Here is an 18,468-nt window from a genome sequence, read left to right as displayed (position 1 = left end):
GCGCGGACGTACCCCGGCCGGCCGTGTTCCGGTCCGCCACACTCCGGTCCAGCGCCACAGCGCCCCCGGACGGCGTCAGCCTAGACGTGCGCAAGGCGACCGAGGAGTTGTTCCAGTCCAAACCGCTCCTCGAGCTGGGCGCGGTTGAGCTGGCCGTGATAGTGCTCTTCCAGCAGCGGCATGAGCTCGTACTTCCAGATCCGGCGGAGGCCCTTGGGCGTCTGCGCAGACTTCTTCATGAAGTAGGAGGGCCCGATCATCAGGTCCCGGTCCCATTCATCGATGGCGTCGTTCAAGGCGTCCAGCAACAAGGCCGGCGTCGTGTCCAGGTCCCGGGCCTGCAGGAATCGCAAGAGCGAGCCCTTCACAGGCTCCGTCTTCGGATGGAGCTCAATGAACGAGAAGCGCCGCCGGATGGCCGCGTCCATCATCGCGATGGAGCGGTCCGCGGTGTTCATGGTGCCGATGATGTAGAGGTTGTCCGGCAGCGTGAACGGCTCATTGGGGCTGTACTGGAGGTAGATCCGGTCATCCCGGTATTCGAGCAGGAAGTACAGCTCACCGAACACCTTGGCGAGGTTCGCCCGGTTCATCTCGTCGATGATCAGGAAGTACGGCTTGCTCTCGTTGCCGGGTTTGGCGGCCTCCTCCGCGAGCCGCCGCAGCGGACCGGCAACGAGCTTGAAGGACACCTGGCCCTCATCCGTCTTGTCCGGGCGGAAGCCCTCGAAGAAGTCCTCATAGGCGTACGAGGGGTGGAACTGCACCAGCTTGACCCGCTCGTCCGTGGTGTCGCCGGCGAGCTCGGCGGCGAGATGTTTGGCGAGGTACGTCTTGCCGGTTCCCGGCGGACCGTAGAGGACCAGCTGCCGGTTCTCCTCAAGGAGTTCTGCGATTTCTTGCAGCGGCTCCAGGTCCATATGCAGGGACGCGGCGAACTCCTCCGTCAGCGGGCGGAAACCTTCACAGGCCGGTTCGACGGCGGCGGCCGGCTCGACGCCGTCGCCGGCCTCGGATTCGGCTTCTGCGGGCAGGAGCGCCTCAAGCGCCTGGATCACGCGGGTGATGTCCACGATGTTGCCGGACGTGGTCAGTTGCCGCTGCACGTGCCGGGGCAGGCCGGTGACGTCGTGTTCCTCATCGAACCAACGGACCTTGCGGCGGAGCTGGCGGTTGTCCTTGCCGTGCTCCGGCTCGCCGAGGACCACCCCGATCCGGACCTTGCCCGAGCTCTGGTAGAGAGCGAGATCGCCCGGCTTCATCACGGTCAGGAACGCGAAGACGGCGGTCTTGGTGTCCTCCCGCTCCACGTAGCCGAGGTGCTTGTAGTCCTCGTCAACGGCGTTCTGGACCAGCCCGGCGGTAACGCCGGGGTCCAGCAGGCGGAGGTGTTCGACGTCGAGCGTCACTGCTTCCTCGTTCCGCCACTCCCCCAACAGCTCAGCGTTGTCGTGGTGGGTGCGCAGCAGCCAGGCGCGACGACCCGGATCACCGACTTTCCTCCACTGACTTACCAGCTGGCGGGAATACCAGTCGATCCGCTGTCCGGCCTGCTGGTCCAGATGGAGGCGGATGCGGTGGATATCCGCGGAAATTTCCTCGTCGCTGTCCCCCTTGGCGCCGCCCACGAGGGATGCGAAGGCGTCGCGGATTTCCTGCCGTTCGACGTCGGCCACGACAGGTTCGAAGTAGCTGGGCCAGACCAGGAACTCGATGCTGCGGCGGATGGCCGGCTGGTCATCCGGGGTCCCGGCGACCAGCCGGTGGAAGGCCAGCGGGTCCTTGACCGCGGCCTGGACGACGCCAGCCGGCCGCTGGGCGACGTGCTGCACGAAGCGGCAGAGCCACTTCAGATGGTCCCAGATGGTCCAGTTGAATTCCGCGGTCCGGTCCCGGATCACACCGTGGTCCGTCATGCCGGCGTAGAGCTCGTCGGGGAGCTCAAGCGGGGGCTCCAGCCAGGACGCGGCCTCGGCGACACGGGCCCGCTTGACCTTGAGTGACTTGACCTCGTGGGCCAGCGGCAGGGACTGGAGGAACAGGAGCTCCACTGCGAGTTGCTTCGCCCCGCGCGTGGCGTCCTCCAAGTTCTGGCGCAGGTTGGTCATCATCGGCGCCTTGGGGTCCGGAACGCCTCGTTCGAGACGTTCCAGCAACTCCGCGGCCGCCGGGACAGACCATGTCTTGGTGCGGCCGTCCAGGGCGGACGCCTTGCCGAGCAACCCCGGGCCCAGCACGAACCACGCCGCGTCTTCAATCTCCTTGGAGATACCGAGGGCACGGTGCAGGGCAGGCTTTTTGGTTGGGGTCATACGTTCAATTTACAGGCTTAAACTGAACGCGCGCATTTAACGCTGCCCTCCAGCTACCTGCCAGTAGATCCCGGGCGGGTGGTTGGCCGTGGCTATTTCGTGGCGGGAAGGCGCTTCACGCCGAAGGTGAAATAGCACCCCGGACCGATGAAGTTCACTAGGGTGGCAGCCCTCCACATCGCTTTGCTGCCGCGGATTTCCGCTGCGGGCCGGCGCGAAATGTCGCGTTGGGCTGCAACGAGCAGCGTCAGTTGGATAATCGCGCCGGCGATTGTTCCGATCTTCGCCCTCGGGGAGAGCTCTTTCCATGTCTTCTTGCGGGGGTGCCTCATGTGCACCTTCTGGTGCATGTCCTTGCCCATGTTCTTGTGCATGTTCTTGCCCATGTTCACAGCGACCACTGCTCCTTATGCGTCGGGATTGTTCATTGTAGGAGCCATGCCAAGAACGGGGGTAGGGGCTATTGGACCGGGTGGGCGCGGGTATAGGGGGCCAGCCGTTCCTTCTGCTCCGGCGTCAGCCGCAGGACCCGTCCGGTTGCCTCGTCGACGAAGGCAAGATGGCTCGTGGCCCGGACGCAGTCCTCCCGGGTCACCGGATCCTGCACCAGGTAGTGGATATCGAAGCTGGCGCCCTTGACCGCGCCGACCCAGAGCTGGACGACGGCGGGCACGTTCCGGTACTCCAGGGTCCTGACGTACCGGATCTTGTGCTCCACCACGAGCGCCAGAGTCCCCTCCGGGATGTCGTTGAAGAGCGACACAAGGGGTTCAGTCCCGGGTAGCCCGGCTCCGCGCGGCGGCCCGAACCCGGCGATCCGTGCTTCCTCCAGGATCCGGACAATCTGGACGTTGTTGATGTGCCCGTACGCATCCATGTCGCTCCAGCGCATCGGCACCTCCACCTCCAGGCGGCGAGGTTCGGTGGCTCCCGCCTCCCCCGCTGCCGGGGCTCCCGCGTCCCCGGTGTGGCCTGCGGCGCTCAACTTCGCACCGCCGTCGCGTCCTCTGCCGTCTCCGCTGAGGCCGCGTCTGCGTCCTCCCCGGCGAATTGGGACATGTACAGCCGGTAGTACGCGCCCTGCAGTGCCAGCAGTTGGGCGTGCCGGCCCTGCTCGACGATCCGGCCGGCCTCCATAACCAGGATGGTGTCCGCGTCCCGGATGGTGGAGAGCCGGTGGGCGATCACGAAGCTGGTGCGCTCGGTGCGGAGCGCGGCCATGGCCTTCTGCACCAGGACTTCGGTGCGGGTGTCCACGGAGCTCGTGGCCTCGTCCAGGATGAGCAGCGACGGGTTCGCCACGAAGGCCCGGGCGATGGTGATGAGCTGTTTTTCGCCGGCGCTGACGTTGTTGCCTTCCTCGTCAATGACCGTGTTGTAGCCATCCGGCAGGGCGCGGACGAAGCGGTCCACGAAGGTGGCCTTGGCTGCCGCCATGATCTGGTCTTCGGTGGCGTCCAGTTTGCCGTAACGGATGTTCTCGTAGATGGTCCCGCCGAACAGCCAGGCGTCCTGCAGCACCATGCCGACCTTGGCGCGCAGCTCCGACCGGCTCAGCCGGGTGATGTCCACCGCGTCCAGGGTAATGCTGCCGGCGTTCAGTTCGTAGAAGCGCATCACGAGGTTGACCAGGGTGGTCTTGCCGGCCCCGGTCGGGCCGACGATCGCCACGGTGTGTCCGGGCTCGGCGGTGAACGACAGGTCCTCGATCAGCGGCTTGTCCGGCGAGTAGCTGAAGGTGACGTGCTTGAACTCGACGTGGCCGTCGGTCTTGGTCGGGAGGTGCTCGGTGGCCGTCTCGGCGTCTTGTTCGTCGGCGTCGAGGAATTCAAAGACCCGCTCCGCGGAGGCGACACCGGACTGCAGCATGTTGGCCATGCCGGCCATCTGCCCCAGCGGCTGGGTGAACTCGCGCGAGTACTGGATGAACGCCGTGGCGTCGCCGAGGCTCATGCTGCCCGAGGCCACGCGCAGTCCGCCCACGACCGCGATCCCCACGTAGCTGAGGTAGGAGACGAACTGCATGACCGGCATGATCATGCCGGAGACGAACTGGGCGCCGAAGCCGGCCCGGTAGAGTTCCTCGTTCCGTTCGTCGAAACGGGCCAGCATGTCGGCGTCGCGGCCGAACACGCGGACGAGGTCGTGGCCCGAGAAAGATTCCTCGATCTGGCCGTTGAGCTCGCCGGTGTTCTTCCATTGGGCGGCGAAGAGCTTCTGGCTGCGGGCGCCGATGATGCCGGCGGCCACCCCGGAGAGCGGCAGTGCGATGAGCGCGATGAGGGCCAGCTGCCAGGACACGATGAACATCATGATCACAATGCCGAGCACCGTCAGGGCCGAGTTCACGAGCTGCGCAAAGGCCTGCTGGAGCGCCTGCTGGATGTTGTCGACGTCGTTCGTGACGCGGGAGAGGACGTCGCCGCGCTGGCGGGTATCGAAGTAGTTCAGCGGCAGCTCGTTGAGTTTCTTCTCAGTGTCGTCACGAAGCTTGCGAACCACGCGCATGACCAGCACGTTCAGGACATAGCCCTGAAGCCACAGGAAGATGTTGGCGACGAAGTACATCACCAGCACCACGCTGATGAGGAACGCGAGCTTCTGGAAGTCGATGCCCGCGCCGGGCACCACATCCATTTTGGTGAGCATGTCGGCAAAGTTGTCCTGGCCCTGGGAGCGCAGTCCTTCGATGAACTGTTCCTTGGTGGCGCCGGCCGGGAGCTGCTTGCCGACCACGCCTGCGAAGATCACGTCCATCGCCTGGCCGAGAATCCGCGGGGCGATGACGTTGAGGACGACGGCGACTGTCACCATCGCGAGAACCGCGGTGATGCCGGCACGCTCGGGCTTCAGCAACCCCATGAGCCGTTTGGCCGAGGGCCAGAAGTGCTGGGCCTTCTTGGCCGGCACGGCGCCGAACATGCCGCCGTCGGCTTCGCCGGGAGTGAACTCCTCCTCGAGGAAATCATCGTCCAGCACGTCCGTTGCCGGCATCCCGGCTGCTGTCGCGTCCGGTGCTGTCCCGTCCGGTGCTTGGGCCGAGCCGGTGGAGACTTTCTCGTTGGTGCTCATGCCACTGCCTCCGCGCTCAGCTGGGATTCGACGATTTCCTGGTAGGTGCTGGAGCTTTGCAACAGTTCCTCATGTGTTCCGCGGTCCACGATCCTGCCGTTATCCAGGACGAGGATCTGGTCCGCATCGGCGATGGTGGACACGCGCTGGCCGACGATGATCACCGTGGCGTCGGCCGTCTTGGCCTTGAGCGCGCGGCGGAGCCTGGCGTCGGTGGCGACGTCAAGGGCCGAGAACGAGTCGTCGAACAGGAAGACCTTGGGCTCGGTGACGAGGGCACGGGCGATGCAGAGCCTCTGCCGCTGCCCGCCCGAGACGTTGGTGCCGCCCTGGGAGATCCGGGACGCAAGGCCGCCCTTCTTTTCGCGCACGAAATCCGCGGCCTGGGCGACCGTCAGGGCTTCCCAGAGGTCCTCGTCGGTGGCCTCGGGCTTGCCGAAGCGCAGGTTGTGCTCGATGGTTCCGGAGAACAGGTAGGGCCGTTGCGGCACCATGGCCACGCGCTGGGTGATCTCGGCACGGTCCAGTTCGGTGACGGGCACGCCGTCGAGCAGGACCTCGCCGGATTCGGCGTCGTAGAGCCTCGGCAGCAGGGCCAGCAGGCTCGTCTTTCCGGCGCCTGTGGAGCCGATGATGGCCACGGTCTGGCCGGGCTCAGCCGTGAAGCTGATGTTGCTCAGCACGGGCGCTTCGGCGCCGGGGTAGGCGAAGGTCACGTTCCGGAATTCCACGCGCCCGGCCTTTGCCGCCGGCGCCACCGGGGTGAGCGATTCGTGGATGGAGGGTTCGACGTCGAGCACTTCACCGATGCGGTCGGCGCAGACCGAGGCACGGGGAATCATCATGGCCATGAACGTGCCCATCATGACGGCCATGAGGATCTGCAGGAGGTACTGCAGGAAGGCCGTCAGCGAGCCCACCTGCATCTCGCCGGCGTCGACGCGCTGGCCGCCGAACCACAGCACGGCTGCGGTGGAGATGTGCAGGATCATGCCGATGGCGGGGAACATGAGCACGAAAAGGGAACCGATCTTCAGCGAGACGTCGGTGAGGTCCTTGTTGGCGGCGCCAAAGCGCTCGGCCTCGTGGGGTTCGCGCACGAACGCCCGGACCACGCGGATGCCGATGATCTGCTCGCGCAGGACCCCGTTGAGCCGGTCGATCTTCGCCTGCATGGAACGGAAGAGGGGCATGAGGCGAACCACGAGGTAGCCCACCACAACCACCAGCAGGGGCACCGAAACCCAGACGAGCCAGGACAGGTTGAGGTCCTCGCGCACGGCCATGAAGATGCCGCCGATGCACATAATGGGCGTGGCCACCATGAAGTTCAGCGTCATGAGCATGAGCATCTGGACCTGCTGGACATCGTTGGTGCCTCGCGTGATCAGCGTGGGGGCACCGAAAACGTTGACGTCGCGGGCCGAGAAGCTGCTGACCTTCCGGAAGACCCCGCGGCGCAGGTCCCGGCCGAACGCCATGGCCGCCTTCGAGCCGAAGTACACGCCGGCGATCGCGGTGGCCACCTGGATCAGGGCGACGCCGAGCATGATGCCGCCGGTGCGCCAGATGTAGTCCGTGTCGCCGCGGGACACGCCCTCGTCGATGATCTGGGCGTTGAGGCTGGGCAAGTACAGAGCCGCGATGGTTGAAGCCAGCTGGAAGATGACCACAGCCGCGATGTATGGCAGATACGGCTTGGAATAGCGCCGCATGAGGGTGACGAGCATGCCCACGAGTCCTTAGGAGTACCGAATGAGGGGGAGTCTGACGAATCAGAAGCCTGAACAAGACCGAAAAATGAAGTGCGTTGAAGAGCTGATTGGAGACTATCTCTTGGGTCCGACAGCCACAGCCATCCAACTCTACGAAATCCCCCGCCCGGGTGGAACACGGGACACCAAATATCATCCAAACGGTGTACTTAGTGGCTGGCGCCCGTCCCGCGGCTAGAAGGCGGCCCCCCGGCGGATACGCCGAAAGCCCCGCGGCTGCCCAAGGGGCGGCCGCGGGGCCTTGAGGGTCCGGAGCGGCGGACGCGGAACCGGGTGCTACTCGGTCCGGTGCCGCCCGTGCGTGGCGATGTAGTCGGCCGCCGCGCGCTGCATCTTGCGCTGCTTGGCCAACTGCCGGCGCAGGACCGTGAGCTCCTCGGCAACGCGGGCCTGTTCCGCGGCAATCGCACGCTGCTCAGCAGCTTGGTCGTACACGGCGCGCAGCGCCTCGGCCAGCTGGAGCTGCTGTTCGGCCAGCAGCTGCTGGGTCTGCAGCAGTACGGGCACGACGTCGGCTGCCTCGGGCCGGTCATCGGCCACAAGGGTCCGGGACCGTTGACGGGCGCCTTCCCTGTCGGCCGCGCGCTCTGCGGCTGACTCCCCCTGGCGAGGCTCCCCTTGGCGGAAAGCCGGGTCGGACGTCAGGCCTGCCTCCTGGCGGGCGGCGTCCGGGAAGCGGGATTCGGCCCGCTCGCGGCTGAGCACCTCGATGAATTCCCGGTCCAGGTCCACGATGCCGGTTCCGGTGGCGGACGAGGCGCCCCGGACGGCGTCGTTTCCGGTATTTCCAAGTGCGGTCGCAGAAGCACCTCCGGCGGCGACAGCAGCAGCGGCGTCGCCTGCCTGCTCGGCCGACTCGGGCCGGATATCGACAGTCCGGCGCAGCGGGCGTTCCTTGATGAACAGGATGGCCACCAGGGCAATCACGCCGATGATTGCCGAGATCATGAAGACCTCCGCGATCGCGTCACCGTAGGCGGCCCGCATGATGTCGCGGATGGGTGCAGGCATGTCCTTGAGGTCCATGCTGGCTCCCGAGGATCCCGCCGGAACCTGGATGCCGGCGGAAGCGAGCCCCTCCGTGACGAGTTCCTTGACCCGGTTGCCCAGGACGGCTCCGAGGACCGAGACGCCGATGGCGCCGCCGACGGACCGGAAGAAGGCAACAGAGGCGCTGGCCGTGCCGATGTCCTTGGCCTGGACGGTGTTCTGCACGGCGAGCACGAGGTTCTGCATCAGCAGGCCGAGACCGATGCCGAGGATGGCGGTGTAGATGCCGGTCAGCCACAAGTCGGTGGTGTGGTCCATGGTGCCGGCCAGGCCGAGGCCGCCGATCAGCAGGATGGAGCCGGCGATCAGGTACCGCTTCCACTTGCCGGTGCGGCTGATGAGCATGCCCGAGGCGACGGAACCGATCAGGTTGCCCGCGATCATGGGCAGCGTGAGCAGGCCGGCTTCCGTGGGGGTGGCACCGCGTGCCACCTGGAAGTACTGGCCCAGGAAGGTCGAGGAGCCGAACATGCCGACGCCGACGGCCACCGAGGCGAGGATCGCGAGGGCGGTGGTCCGCTCCGAGATGATCTTGAGCGGGATGATCGGCTGGGCCACGCGGGATTCCACCAGCACCAGCAGGCCAAGGAGCACGACGCCGCCGCCCACCATGGCGACCGACTGCCATGACCACCAGTCGTAGTAGTCGGGGTTGCCGGCGAAGGAGACCCAGATGAGCAGCAGGCTGACGCCTGAGGTCAGCAGGACGGAGCCGAGCCAGTCGATCTTGGCCGGGCGCTTGACGTGCTGAATCTTCAGGGTGATCTGCAGCAGGATGAGGGCGACGACGGCGAGCGGGACGCAGACGAAGAAGGTCCAGCGCCACCCGAGCGGGCTGTCGACGATGAAGCCGCCGAGCAGCGGGCCGCCGGCTGTGCCTACGGCCATGACGCCGCCCATGTAGCCGGAGTACTTTCCGCGGTCACGCGGGGGGATCATCGAGCCGATGATGGCCTGGGCCAGGGCGGTAAGGCCGCCCATGGCGATGCCCTGGATGACGCGGGCGGTCAGCAGCAGCGGAATGGTCTGGGACAGGCCGGCCATGACGGAGCCGGCCACGAAGATCACGATGCTTAGCTGGACGAGGACTTTTTTGTTGAAAAGGTCGGCGAGCTTGCCCCAGATCGGGGTGGTTGCGGCGTTGGCCAGGAGCGCCGCGGTGATCACCCAGGCGAAGTCCGTCTGGGTGCCCTTGAGCTCGGACATTATGGTGGGAAGCGCGTTGGCAACGATCGTGCTGCTCAGAATGGCGGTGAAGAACGCCGCGAGCAACCCGGTGAGTGCTTCCATGATCTGGCGGTGGGTCATCGCCGCAGGTTCTGCGGCGGGCTGGGATGCGCGGGGCGCCCCCGGCTGAATGCCCGATGGGACCGGGGACGGCCCAGTGGCGGCAGCGTGGCTAGCCATATGTCTACTCCTCAACAATTTCGGTCGTATTCGTGGGTCCGGCCGTCGTTGCCCGGGCTGAGGTCCTGAGGGACTCAGCGAGTTTTTGCAGGGTGCGCGCCGTCTCTTCGACGTCGTTCTGGCTCCAGTCCTGCAGGAGGTCCTGGATGGTTGCCGTGCGATGGTCCTCGATAGCGCGCAGCTTTTCCGCACCGGTGGCGGACAGGGCGATCAGTTGCGCGCGGCCGTCCTCGGGGTCCGGCCGGCGGACCACATAGCCGTGCTCTTCGAGTTCGGCGATGTGGCGGCTGAGCACCGGAGCGCTAACGCCGAGGCGCTCCGCAAGATGCGTGGCCCGGGATTCGCCCTCCCCCACAAAACGGAGAACACCCTGTAGCGCCACTCCGGTGTCCTGCCCGCGCAAGTTAGCGGTGGCAACACAGCGGACGGCGCGCTGGAGGTCGAAGATTTGGTAAACGAGTTTGGCTGCAGCGTTGGATTCAACTGACATGATGGACACCCCTTTTTTGCTTGCCCTAGGCAACCATATCACCAAAATGGTTACTTCGGGAAACTAACCCTTTTTGATGGCCGTGTGAGGTGCCGGTCCGATCCCGAAGAAGGGTGTTTAAACGCCAAACGCGGACCTGCCGGGCCCATCCCTCGCGGTGAGGGGTGGACCCGCCAGGTCCGCGCGGTAAGCGTGCAGGATCCTACGGTGCCAGGCGGCCGGTTGGCCGCCCAAGCCAGGCGGCCGGACGGCCGGCCCGCTTAGGTGGCCAGGTGGGTGGGGCCGAACATTTTGAGCAGGGTTTCGACGACGACGACGTTGGGGCCGTCGGCGGCGAAGCCGGCCTTCAGGGCATCCCCGACGTCTTCGGGGGCGACCCGGACCGCCGGGACCCCGAAGGCCTCGGCAAGTTTGACGAAGTCCGGCCGGGAGAGCTCGGTGGCCGTGGCCTTGCCGAACGCGCCGACCATGTATTCGCGCAGGATGCCGTAGCCGCCGTCGTCCACGATCAGCCAGGTGACCGGGATGTTGTGCTGCTTGGCGGTGGCGAGCTCGGAAATGGAGTACATGGAGGACCCGTCCCCCGAAACGGCCAGCACCCTGCCGGGCTTGCCGGTGGTTTCCAGGCCGACTGCGCCGCCGATCGCGGCGGGGAAGCCGAAGCCCAGGCCGCCGGCGCCCTGCGCGGAGTGGAACTGGCCGTCCCGGGCGTCCCAGCAGCTCCAGGCCCAGTAGGCCGAGATCGTCATATCCCAGAACGTCTGCATGTCCGCGGGTACGGCCTCGCGGATGTCGGCCATGAACTTCAGTTCCTTGGCCAGGTCCTGGGATTCGAGCCGGGCCGTGACCTTGGCCAGGGTCTCCTTGACCAGGGTCTCGGGGGCGGTGCCGTGCCAGTCTGGGCTGGCATCGCCGATCACGAGGGCCTCATCGAGGGCAGCGAGGGCCTGGCCGGCGTCGGCGCGGATGCCCAGGCCTGGCCGGTTGGACTCCAGGACGCGGGGCTCGGCGTCGATCTGGATGATCCGGCCGCGGGGTTCGAAGGTGAAGTAGTTCGACGTCACCTCGCCCAGGGAGGAACCGATCACGATCAGGACGTCGGCGTCCTCGAGAAGCTCGGTCATGTACCGGTCCTCGATCCACGCCTGGAGCGAGAGCTCATGATTCCAGGGGAACGCGCCGTTGCCGCCGGGCGTGCAGATCACCGGGGCGCGGAGCTTTTCCGCGATCGAAAGCAGGGACTTCTCGGCCCGGCCGCGGCGGGTGCCGCCGCCGGCGATGATGGCTGGACGTTCCGCCGTCGAAAGCCATTTCACGGCCTCGCGGACCAGCTCCACCCGGGGCGGGTTGTCCGCGGCCTCGGCCAGGGCATCCTCCACCGGGGGCACCACGATCGGGTCCAGCAGCACGTTCTGCGGGATTTCCAGCCACACCGGACCCTGCGGCGAGGAAATCGCCTCGGTCCACGCGTCCTGGATCGCCGAGGGAATGCCGGAGGCGTGCTGGATCAGCCGCTGGCTCTTGGTGACGTTGGCGGCCGAGGCCTTCTGGTCATCGAGCTGGTGCAGCATGCCCTTGCGCCGGGCGCCGAGTCCTTCGAGCGGGATCTGGCTCGCCACGACCACCATCGGCACGCCGGTGGCGTAGGCCTCCTGCAGGCCGGCCAGCGACGTCAGCGCTCCCGGACCCGTCGAGAGGAACAGCACGCCGACCTCGCCCGTGGCGCGGGAGTACCCGTCGGCCGCGAACGCGGAGTTATTTTCCACCCGGGAGGAGACGAAGTGCAGGTTTCCGCGGCCCATGGCGTCGAAGAGGCCCAGGGCGTGCTGGCCCGGGATGCCGAAGACCGTCTTGGCACCGAGAGCCTCAAGGGTCTCGACGACGAGGTCCCCGCCATTACGCACGCCGGTCACCGCGAGGCCACCGGCGAAGCCACAGAGGAGCCGAATCCGGCCGGGCGACGGGATTCCCGGCCGAGGGCCTGGGCGGCGTAGCCGTTCGGGGCGCCGAAGCGGTCGCCTTCGACGGCGCGGTCCGCCATGAGGGTCACGAGTTCGTAGGCGACGTGGCTTGCTGCCACACCGGTGATCTCGGCGTGGTCGTACGCGGGGGCGACCTCGACGACGTCGGCGCCCACCAGGTTCATGCCGCGGAAGCCGCGGATGATTTCCAGCAGTTCGCGGCTGGTGATGCCGCCGGCCTCGGGCGTGCCGGTGCCGGGCGCGTGCGCGGGGTCCAGGACGTCGATGTCCACCGAAATGTAGAGCGGGCGGTTGCCGATCCGGTCCCGGACCTTGGCGACCGTCTCCAGGACGCCCTGGTAGTAGACGTCGGCGGAGGTGACGATGCCGAAGCCGAAGCGGTGGTCGTCGTCGAGGTCCTTCTTGCCATAGAGCGGGCCGCGGGTGCCGATGTGGCTGATGGCCTCGGTGTCCAGGATGCCCTCCTCGACGGCGCGGCGGAAGGGTGTGCCGTGGGTGTATTCGGCGCCGAAGTAGGTGTCCCAGGTGTCCAGGTGCGCGTCGAAGTGCAGCATGGCGATGGGTTCGCCGGCGCGCTCGGCGGCGGCGCGCAGCAGCGGGAGGGCGATGGTGTGGTCCCCGCCCAGGGTCAGCAGCTTGCTGCCGGACTCCGTCAGGTCCAGGGCGTTTTGCTGGATGGTTTCGATGGCCTCGTTGATGTTGAACGGATTGACGGCCATGTCGCCGGCGTCGGCCACCTGGATGGTCTCGAAGGGGCTGACGTCCCAGGCCGGGTTGTACGGCCGGAGCAGCCGGCTGGCTTCACGGACGTGGTTGGCGCCGAAGCGGGCGCCGGGGCGGTAGGAGACGCCCGAGTCGAAAGGCACACCCACGACCGTGACGTCGGCCTTGGCCACCTGGTCCAGCCGCGGCAGGCGGGCATAGGTGGCAGCCCCTGCGTAGCGCGGGATGCGGGATGAATCGATGGGGCCAAGGTTGCCATTGGCCTCGATGCGCAGCTCTTCCAAAAGAAGCCTCTCCTTCGAGGATTGACCGACGGTTGTGATAGCCATCATACACTCGAAGTTTCATGTCGCGCATCATTTGTTTACCAAAGCACCCGGCCACCGGCAGCCTTCCCCAGGCGGGTCCGACATGTTTCGGACCCGCCGGCGTGCCGCCAGAGGCGGCCGCCCCGGCCGGGCAGCCTCACGCGATGGCCGAGGCTCCCCGCTCCCCCGTCCGGACGCGGACGGCGTCGTGCACCTCAATGATCCAGATCTTGCCGTCGCCGAAGTGTCCGGTGCGGCCGCCCTCTTCGATGGCGGCCATGACGCCGCCCAGGGCGTCCTCGTTGGCCAGCACTTCCAGCCGCACTTTGGGCAGCAGGTCGGAGTTGTATTCGGCACCCCGGTACACCTCGGTGTGGCCGCGCTGCCGTCCGTAGCCGCTGGCCTGGCTCACCGTCAGGCCGTTGACTCCAAACCGCTCCAGGGCCGTGCTGATGGCGTTGACCCGCTCCGGCCGCACGACGGCGGTGACGAGCTTCACGTGGACACCTTGCCGCGGACAGCCTCACTTTCGGCCTGGCCTTCGGCGTGGGCTTCCGGCTGCGACTGGACCGCTGTAGCGTCAGCCCGGTTGTGCGGGTCTCCAGGGTGGAAGCTGCCGCCAACCATGAGGAGTTCATAGGCCGTTTCGGCGTGTTCCGTCACGTCGATGCCGGAGAGCTCGTCGGCCTCAGAGACGCGCATGCCGATGGTCTTGTGGATCGCGAAGCCGATCAGCAAGGTCATCACTGCGCTCCAGGCCGTGACAATCAGCGCGGTGAGGATCTGCGGCCAGAACTGCGCCAGCCCGCCGCCGTAGAACAGCCCGCCGCCGGTCTTGGCGGACGGGAGGGCGAAGAATCCCAGTGACAGGGTCCCCCACAGGCCGCCGACGAAGTGCACGGCCACAACGTCCAGTGAGTCATCCAGCCCGATCTTGAACTTCAGCCCGACGGCGAGCGCGCAGACGGCCCCGGCGATCGTGCCGATCAGGATTGCCCCGACGGGGTCGATGAACCCGCAGGCCGGGGTGACGGCGACGAGTCCCGCGACAGCGCCCGAGGCGGCGCCCAGCGACGTGGCATGCCCGTCCCGCAACCGCTCCACGAACAGCCAGCCGAGCAGTGCGGCGCTGGTGGCAAGCAGCGTGTTGGTCCAAGCGAGAGCGGCCGTGGCGTCGGCGGCAAGTTCAGAGCCGGCGTTGAAGCCGAACCAGCCGAACCAGAGCAGGCCCGCGCCGAGCATGACGAACGGCAGGTTGTGCGGGCGGATGTTGGGATCCTTCATGAAGCCGAGGCGCTTGCCGAGCACCACCGCCAGCAGGAGGCCGGCCATGCCGGCGTTCATGTGGACCACGGTACCGCCGGCAAAGTCGAGGGCCGAGATCTTGCTGCCGATAATGCCAGTGGGCCCGAAGATGCCGCCGCCCCAGACCCAGTGCGCGATCGGCGCGTACACGAGCGTGACCCAGAGCCCGGCAAAGAGGAGCCAGGGTCCGAACCGGACGCGCTCGGCTACCGCCCCGCTGATCAGGGCGACGGTGATGATGGCGAACGTGGCCTGGAAGCCGATGAACACCATGTCCGGCAGGCCCGCCGCCTTGGTGCCGATGCTGGTTGTCAGCCCGCTGAGGCCGAAGTTCGTGAAGGGGTCTCCGACGAAGCCGCCCAAGGTATCCGGCCCGAACGCGAGGCCGTAGCCCCACAGGGCCCAGACGACGGCGACCACGCCCATGGCGCCGAAGCTCATCATCATAATGTTGAGGACGGATTTCATTCTGACGAGGCCGCCATAGAAGAATGCGAGCCCGGGGGTCATCAGGAGGACGAGGGCGGAAGCCGTGAGCATCCATGCCGTCGATCCAGGGTCAAGGGTTTGCGGATCGACGTCCATTCCTACTGCAAGCACAGCGAAGTTCATTGCGGGAGCCTTCCTCGAGGGCCGGCGCTCCGAGGGCGCCGATTCGGCGAGACCATGAGACGAATGGGACTGTTGTGCGTCCCCCCGCAGATGACGCTACCCACCGCGTGTTTCAGGAAGGCTTTCCTCGTTTTGCGGGCGCGTTACGGGACGACCCCGGGCATGAATTCGCCGTTTCCGGCAGGTTACCGGAATGTGACGTACATCTCACCAAAACTCGCAGCTGTCGGCCGCGCGCGGGTCAGCTGTACTTGAGGCTGAGTAGCAGGCGCTTGAGCTGGGTGTACTGCTCCGTGGTCATCCAGGCTTTCGCGGAGTCGACGGAGGCGAACGCCGGGCTGCCGAACAGTACCTTGGCCTCGGCGCCGCCATTGGGGAACTGGACGTGGGAATAACCGGCTTCCGTGACCGAAGGTGCGAAGTCGCGTTCTTTGCGCACTCCCATATGGAAGTCCGACTTATCGGCGAAGGAGTCAAACGCGAACCCGAAGGCCAACTGTTCGCCGTCCACATCTTTCAGCCCCGGCACCGGAGCGGTGTCCAGGACGGTCCGGGCCACCGGGCCGGACGCACTGCTGCCGTTGGTGCTGCTGACAATCGACGCCAGCTCGTTGCCCGTGGCATCGGCGAGGACCGCCTGCACGCCACGCAGCTTGGCGGCATTCTCGGGAGAGCCGACCACCCGGATGGACCAGTCGCTCGGGTAGGAAAAGGACAGATGTCCGTCCGGGAACGTAAAGGTTTTGACGCCGGCTTCAGCACCCGCCGTCGGCGTGGCCGGCGAGGTGGCAGTGACTGCGGGGGCCGGCGTGGCCGCGGTCGCGGAGGGTTCCGCCGACGCGACGGGGCCGGACTCCTGCTGCGTCGGGGCCGCCGCGGTGGCGCTCGCCGTGCCGCTTCCGGTCTCGCCGGCACGCTGGCCCGGCGCGGCACAGGAGCTCAGGCCGAGTCCGGCCGCGAGCGTGGCGGCCAGCGCCAGGGACAGAAAGACGTCGTTGCGGTTCATGAAATCCCCCAGTTGAAGCTAGTGTGAGCGGCTTCCGCTCGTCCTGTATGGTTCCGGCACAGATATTTCCGGCGGAGCCGGAGTGGTTACTTCCTCACGCTTACCAGCCTTACCGGCTGGCGGCCGGTACCAGCACCCACAGCACCTCGACGGCGTCGTCCGTGGGGTTGACCCAGGTGTGGGGCTCCCGGCCGGGGAACGTCACCGTGTCACCCGTGCTGAGCTCGAATTCCTCGTTGGTGAGGATCAGCCGGATGCTTCCCTTGACCACGTGAAGGACGTCGACATCGCAGTCCACGGCATAGAGTTCGGACTCGCCGCGCCCGCGGGGCTCGATCACGGCCTGGATGATCTGGACGCGGCGCTCGGAGCGGGCAGTCAGCAGCCGCTCGACGATCCCCTCGCCCCCGAGGGAGATCCGGGGGCCTTCGTTCCGCTTCGTGAGGTGGGTCTCGGGGGCGGCGAAGAGGTCGCCGATCGAGATGGACAGGACCTGGCACAGTGTCACCAGGGAGGCGACAGAGGGCGAGGTGAGGTCCCGTTCGACCCTGCTGAGGAATCCCTTGGTGAGCCCGGTGGCGTCGGCAACCTGTTCAATGGTGAGCCGCTGGGACTGCCGGGCGGCGCGGATCCGCGAACCGATGGCAACGGGAACGTTGCTCGGTTCAACTGGTAGAGCCTTCATTTAGGAACCTTTCACGGCCGGCCGCTTGGCCCCATCATTGGAGCAATCCTAGCCGGAGCGGGCGTTGGTGACGCGGAACCGGCGGCGGCACGCGCTGCGCCTTGACTGTTACCGGAGTCACAACATACTCTTTGGCAACATGTGTTGCCTATGAGGCAATACTGGAGGTTCCGACGGACACCTCCTCCACCCCCGTCACGCAGCAGCTAACTTGCCGAATGCACCGTTGAGGCCCGGCAATGCCCGCGCACGCTGCTCATCAGCTCCAAGGAGCCCTTTTTATGGACGCAAGTTTCGTCAACATCGCCATTGTGGTGGTGTATCTGCTCGCCATGCTGGCGTTCGGATGGTGGGGCAAGTCCCGCACCAAAAACAACAGCGACTTCCTCGTCGCCGGCCGCCGCCTCGGGCCGTTCCTCTACACCGGCACCATGGCCGCCGTCGTGCTGGGCGGCGCCTCGACGGTCGGCGGCGTGGGCCTGGGCTACAAGTTCGGCATTTCCGGCATGTGGCTCGTGGTCGCCATCGGTTCCGGCGTCCTGCTGCTGAGCCTGCTCTTCGCCAGCACCATCCAGAAGCTGAAGATCTACACCGTCTCCCAGATGCTCACCCTGCGCTACGGCAGCAACGCCACGCAGACCTCCGGTATCGTCATGCTCGCCTACACGCTGATGCTCTGCGCCACCTCCACCGGCGCCTACGCCACCATCTTCGTGGTGCTCTTCGGCTGGGATCGCGCCCTCGCGATCGCCGTCGGCGGCGCAATCGTGCTGGTCTACTCGACCATCGGCGGCATGTGGTCCATCACGCTGGCCGACCAGGTCCAGTTCGTCATCAAGACGGTCGGCATCTTCTTCCTCATGCTGCCGTTCACCCTCAACGCCGCCGGCGGCCTCGACGGGATCCGCAGCCGGGTGGATGCCACCTTCTTCCAGATCGACGGCATCGGCGCCCAGACGATCATCACGTACTTCGTGGTCTACACCCTCGGCCTGCTGATCGGCCAGGACATCTGGCAGCGCGTGTTCACCGCCAAGACGCCCGAAGTGGCACGCTGGGGCGGCGCCACGGCCGGCATCTACTGCATCCTCTACGGTGCAGCCGGTGCCCTGATCGGCCTCGGCGCCCGCGTGGCCCTCCCGCAGATCGACGTCAAGGCCCTCGGCAAGGACGTTGTCTACGCCGAGGTCGCCACCCATCTGCTGCCCATCGGGATCGGCGGCCTCGTGCTCGCCGCCGCCGTCGCCGCCATGATGTCCACCGCCTCCGGTGCCCTGATCGCGGCCGCCACCGTGGCCCGCGCCGACGTGCTGCCGTTCGTCGCCGGCTGGTTCGGCAAGACCGTCAACACCGATGACACCGACAACCCGGAGCACGACGTCAAGGCAAACCGCCTGTGGGTCCTGGGCCTCGGCGTCGTGGCGATCGTGATCGCCATCATCACCAAGGACGTCGTCGCCGCCCTGACCATTGCCTACGACATCCTTGTCGGCGGCCTGCTCGTCGCCATCCTCGGCGGCCTGGTGTGGAAGCGCGGCACCGGCGTTGCCGCCGCGGCGTCCATGGCGGTCGGCTCGGTCATCACTCTCGGCACCATGATCATCCTGGAAATCAACGCCGAAGTTCCGCTGGACGGCATCTATGCCAACGAGCCGATCTACTACGGCCTCATCGCCTCCGCGGTCGTCTACATCGCGGTGTCGCTGCTGACCAAGCCGACGGATCCGGCGGTCATGCAGAA

The 18,468-nt window shown here is 66.7% G+C and carries 14 protein-coding genes; 1 reads left to right on the top strand and 13 read right to left on the bottom strand.

The window, feature by feature from the left end:
- Nucleotides 1–80: 80 nt before the first annotated feature.
- The 13 genes from ABD243_RS07080 to ABD243_RS07020 form a co-directional block, all read right to left on the bottom strand.
- Entirely contained in the window at nt 81–2,312 is a 2,232-nt protein-coding gene (locus ABD243_RS07080) for an McrB family protein (protein WP_344363712.1), read from the bottom strand.
- 92 nt (nt 2,313–2,404) lie between these two features.
- The gene (locus ABD243_RS07075) at nt 2,405–2,713 is read right to left on the bottom strand and encodes a hypothetical protein (protein WP_425547145.1); all 309 of its coding nucleotides are present in this window, start codon (nt 2,711–2,713) and stop codon (nt 2,405–2,407) included.
- A 59-nt stretch (nt 2,714–2,772) separates the two neighbouring features.
- Nucleotides 2,773–3,204, bottom strand: a complete 432-nt coding sequence (locus tag ABD243_RS07070) for an acyl-CoA thioesterase (protein WP_091251521.1) — start codon at nt 3,202–3,204, stop codon at nt 2,773–2,775.
- 89 nt (nt 3,205–3,293) lie between these two features.
- A complete protein-coding gene (locus tag ABD243_RS07065; RefSeq protein ID WP_344363710.1) occupies nt 3,294–5,384 on the bottom strand; it encodes an ABC transporter ATP-binding protein in 2,091 nt (696 codons plus the stop codon).
- Complete coding sequence (locus ABD243_RS07060; protein WP_344363707.1) at nt 5,381–7,114, bottom strand: ABC transporter ATP-binding protein; 1,734 nt, start codon at nt 7,112–7,114, stop codon at nt 5,381–5,383. The genes ABD243_RS07065 and ABD243_RS07060 overlap by 4 nt, the downstream gene beginning before the upstream one ends.
- A 321-nt stretch (nt 7,115–7,435) precedes the next feature.
- A complete protein-coding gene (locus tag ABD243_RS07055; RefSeq protein ID WP_344363705.1) occupies nt 7,436–9,517 on the bottom strand; it encodes an MDR family MFS transporter in 2,082 nt (693 codons plus the stop codon).
- A gap of 103 nt (nt 9,518–9,620) precedes the next feature.
- Nucleotides 9,621–10,106, bottom strand: coding sequence for a MarR family winged helix-turn-helix transcriptional regulator (locus ABD243_RS07050; protein ID WP_116768499.1), 486 nt, complete (start codon nt 10,104–10,106; stop codon nt 9,621–9,623).
- Nucleotides 10,107–10,366: 260 nt separating this feature from the next.
- Nucleotides 10,367–12,019 (bottom strand): thiamine pyrophosphate-binding protein, encoded by a 1,653-nt coding sequence (locus ABD243_RS07045; RefSeq protein ID WP_344363701.1) that lies wholly within the window; start codon nt 12,017–12,019, stop codon nt 10,367–10,369.
- On the bottom strand, nt 12,016–13,095 hold the full coding sequence (gene speB / locus ABD243_RS07040) for an agmatinase (RefSeq protein ID WP_344363774.1): 1,080 nt from the start codon (nt 13,093–13,095) through the stop codon (nt 12,016–12,018). Before speB ends, ABD243_RS07045 begins: the two co-directional genes overlap by 4 nt.
- Before the next feature lie 181 nt (nt 13,096–13,276).
- Entirely contained in the window at nt 13,277–13,618 is a 342-nt protein-coding gene (locus ABD243_RS07035; RefSeq protein ID WP_344363699.1) for a P-II family nitrogen regulator, read from the bottom strand.
- Nucleotides 13,615–15,036, bottom strand: a complete 1,422-nt coding sequence (locus ABD243_RS07030) for an ammonium transporter (protein WP_344363697.1) — start codon at nt 15,034–15,036, stop codon at nt 13,615–13,617. The genes ABD243_RS07035 and ABD243_RS07030 overlap by 4 nt, the downstream gene beginning before the upstream one ends.
- A 241-nt stretch (nt 15,037–15,277) precedes the next feature.
- On the bottom strand, nt 15,278–16,042 hold the full coding sequence (locus tag ABD243_RS07025) for a hypothetical protein (protein WP_344363695.1): 765 nt from the start codon (nt 16,040–16,042) through the stop codon (nt 15,278–15,280).
- A 109-nt stretch (nt 16,043–16,151) separates the two neighbouring features.
- Nucleotides 16,152–16,727: a helix-turn-helix domain-containing protein gene (locus ABD243_RS07020; protein WP_116768469.1), complete on the bottom strand. Its 576-nt coding sequence runs from the start codon at nt 16,725–16,727 to the stop codon at nt 16,152–16,154.
- Nucleotides 16,728–17,008: 281 nt separating this feature from the next.
- Between ABD243_RS07020 and ABD243_RS07015 the strand changes: the two genes are divergently transcribed.
- Nucleotides 17,009–18,468: sodium:solute symporter family protein (locus ABD243_RS07015; protein WP_344363692.1), on the top strand; the 1,460-nt coding region annotated here is incomplete at its 3' end.

This window comes from Arthrobacter humicola (genome assembly GCF_039531445.1).
Classification (GTDB): domain Bacteria; phylum Actinomycetota; class Actinomycetes; order Actinomycetales; family Micrococcaceae; genus Arthrobacter; species Arthrobacter humicola.
This window is presented reverse-complemented; position numbering and strand designations above follow the sequence as displayed.

Coding starts and splice junctions, on each gene's coding strand:
- ABD243_RS07020 (WP_116768469.1), bottom strand. CDS start 16,727: ATGAAGGCTCTACCAGTTGAACCGAGCAACGTTCCCGTTGCCATCGGT.
- ABD243_RS07070 (WP_091251521.1), bottom strand. CDS start 3,204: ATGCGCTGGAGCGACATGGATGCGTACGGGCACATCAACAACGTCCAG.
- ABD243_RS07080 (WP_344363712.1), bottom strand. CDS start 2,312: ATGACCCCAACCAAAAAGCCTGCCCTGCACCGTGCCCTCGGTATCTCC.
- ABD243_RS07025 (WP_344363695.1), bottom strand. CDS start 16,042: ATGAACCGCAACGACGTCTTTCTGTCCCTGGCGCTGGCCGCCACGCTC.
- ABD243_RS07065 (WP_344363710.1), bottom strand. CDS start 5,384: ATGAGCACCAACGAGAAAGTCTCCACCGGCTCGGCCCAAGCACCGGAC.
- ABD243_RS07050 (WP_116768499.1), bottom strand. CDS start 10,106: ATGTCAGTTGAATCCAACGCTGCAGCCAAACTCGTTTACCAAATCTTC.
- ABD243_RS07055 (WP_344363705.1), bottom strand. CDS start 9,517: ATGACCCACCGCCAGATCATGGAAGCACTCACCGGGTTGCTCGCGGCG.
- ABD243_RS07030 (WP_344363697.1), bottom strand. CDS start 15,036: ATGAACTTCGCTGTGCTTGCAGTAGGAATGGACGTCGATCCGCAAACC.
- ABD243_RS07060 (WP_344363707.1), bottom strand. CDS start 7,114: ATGCTCGTCACCCTCATGCGGCGCTATTCCAAGCCGTATCTGCCATAC.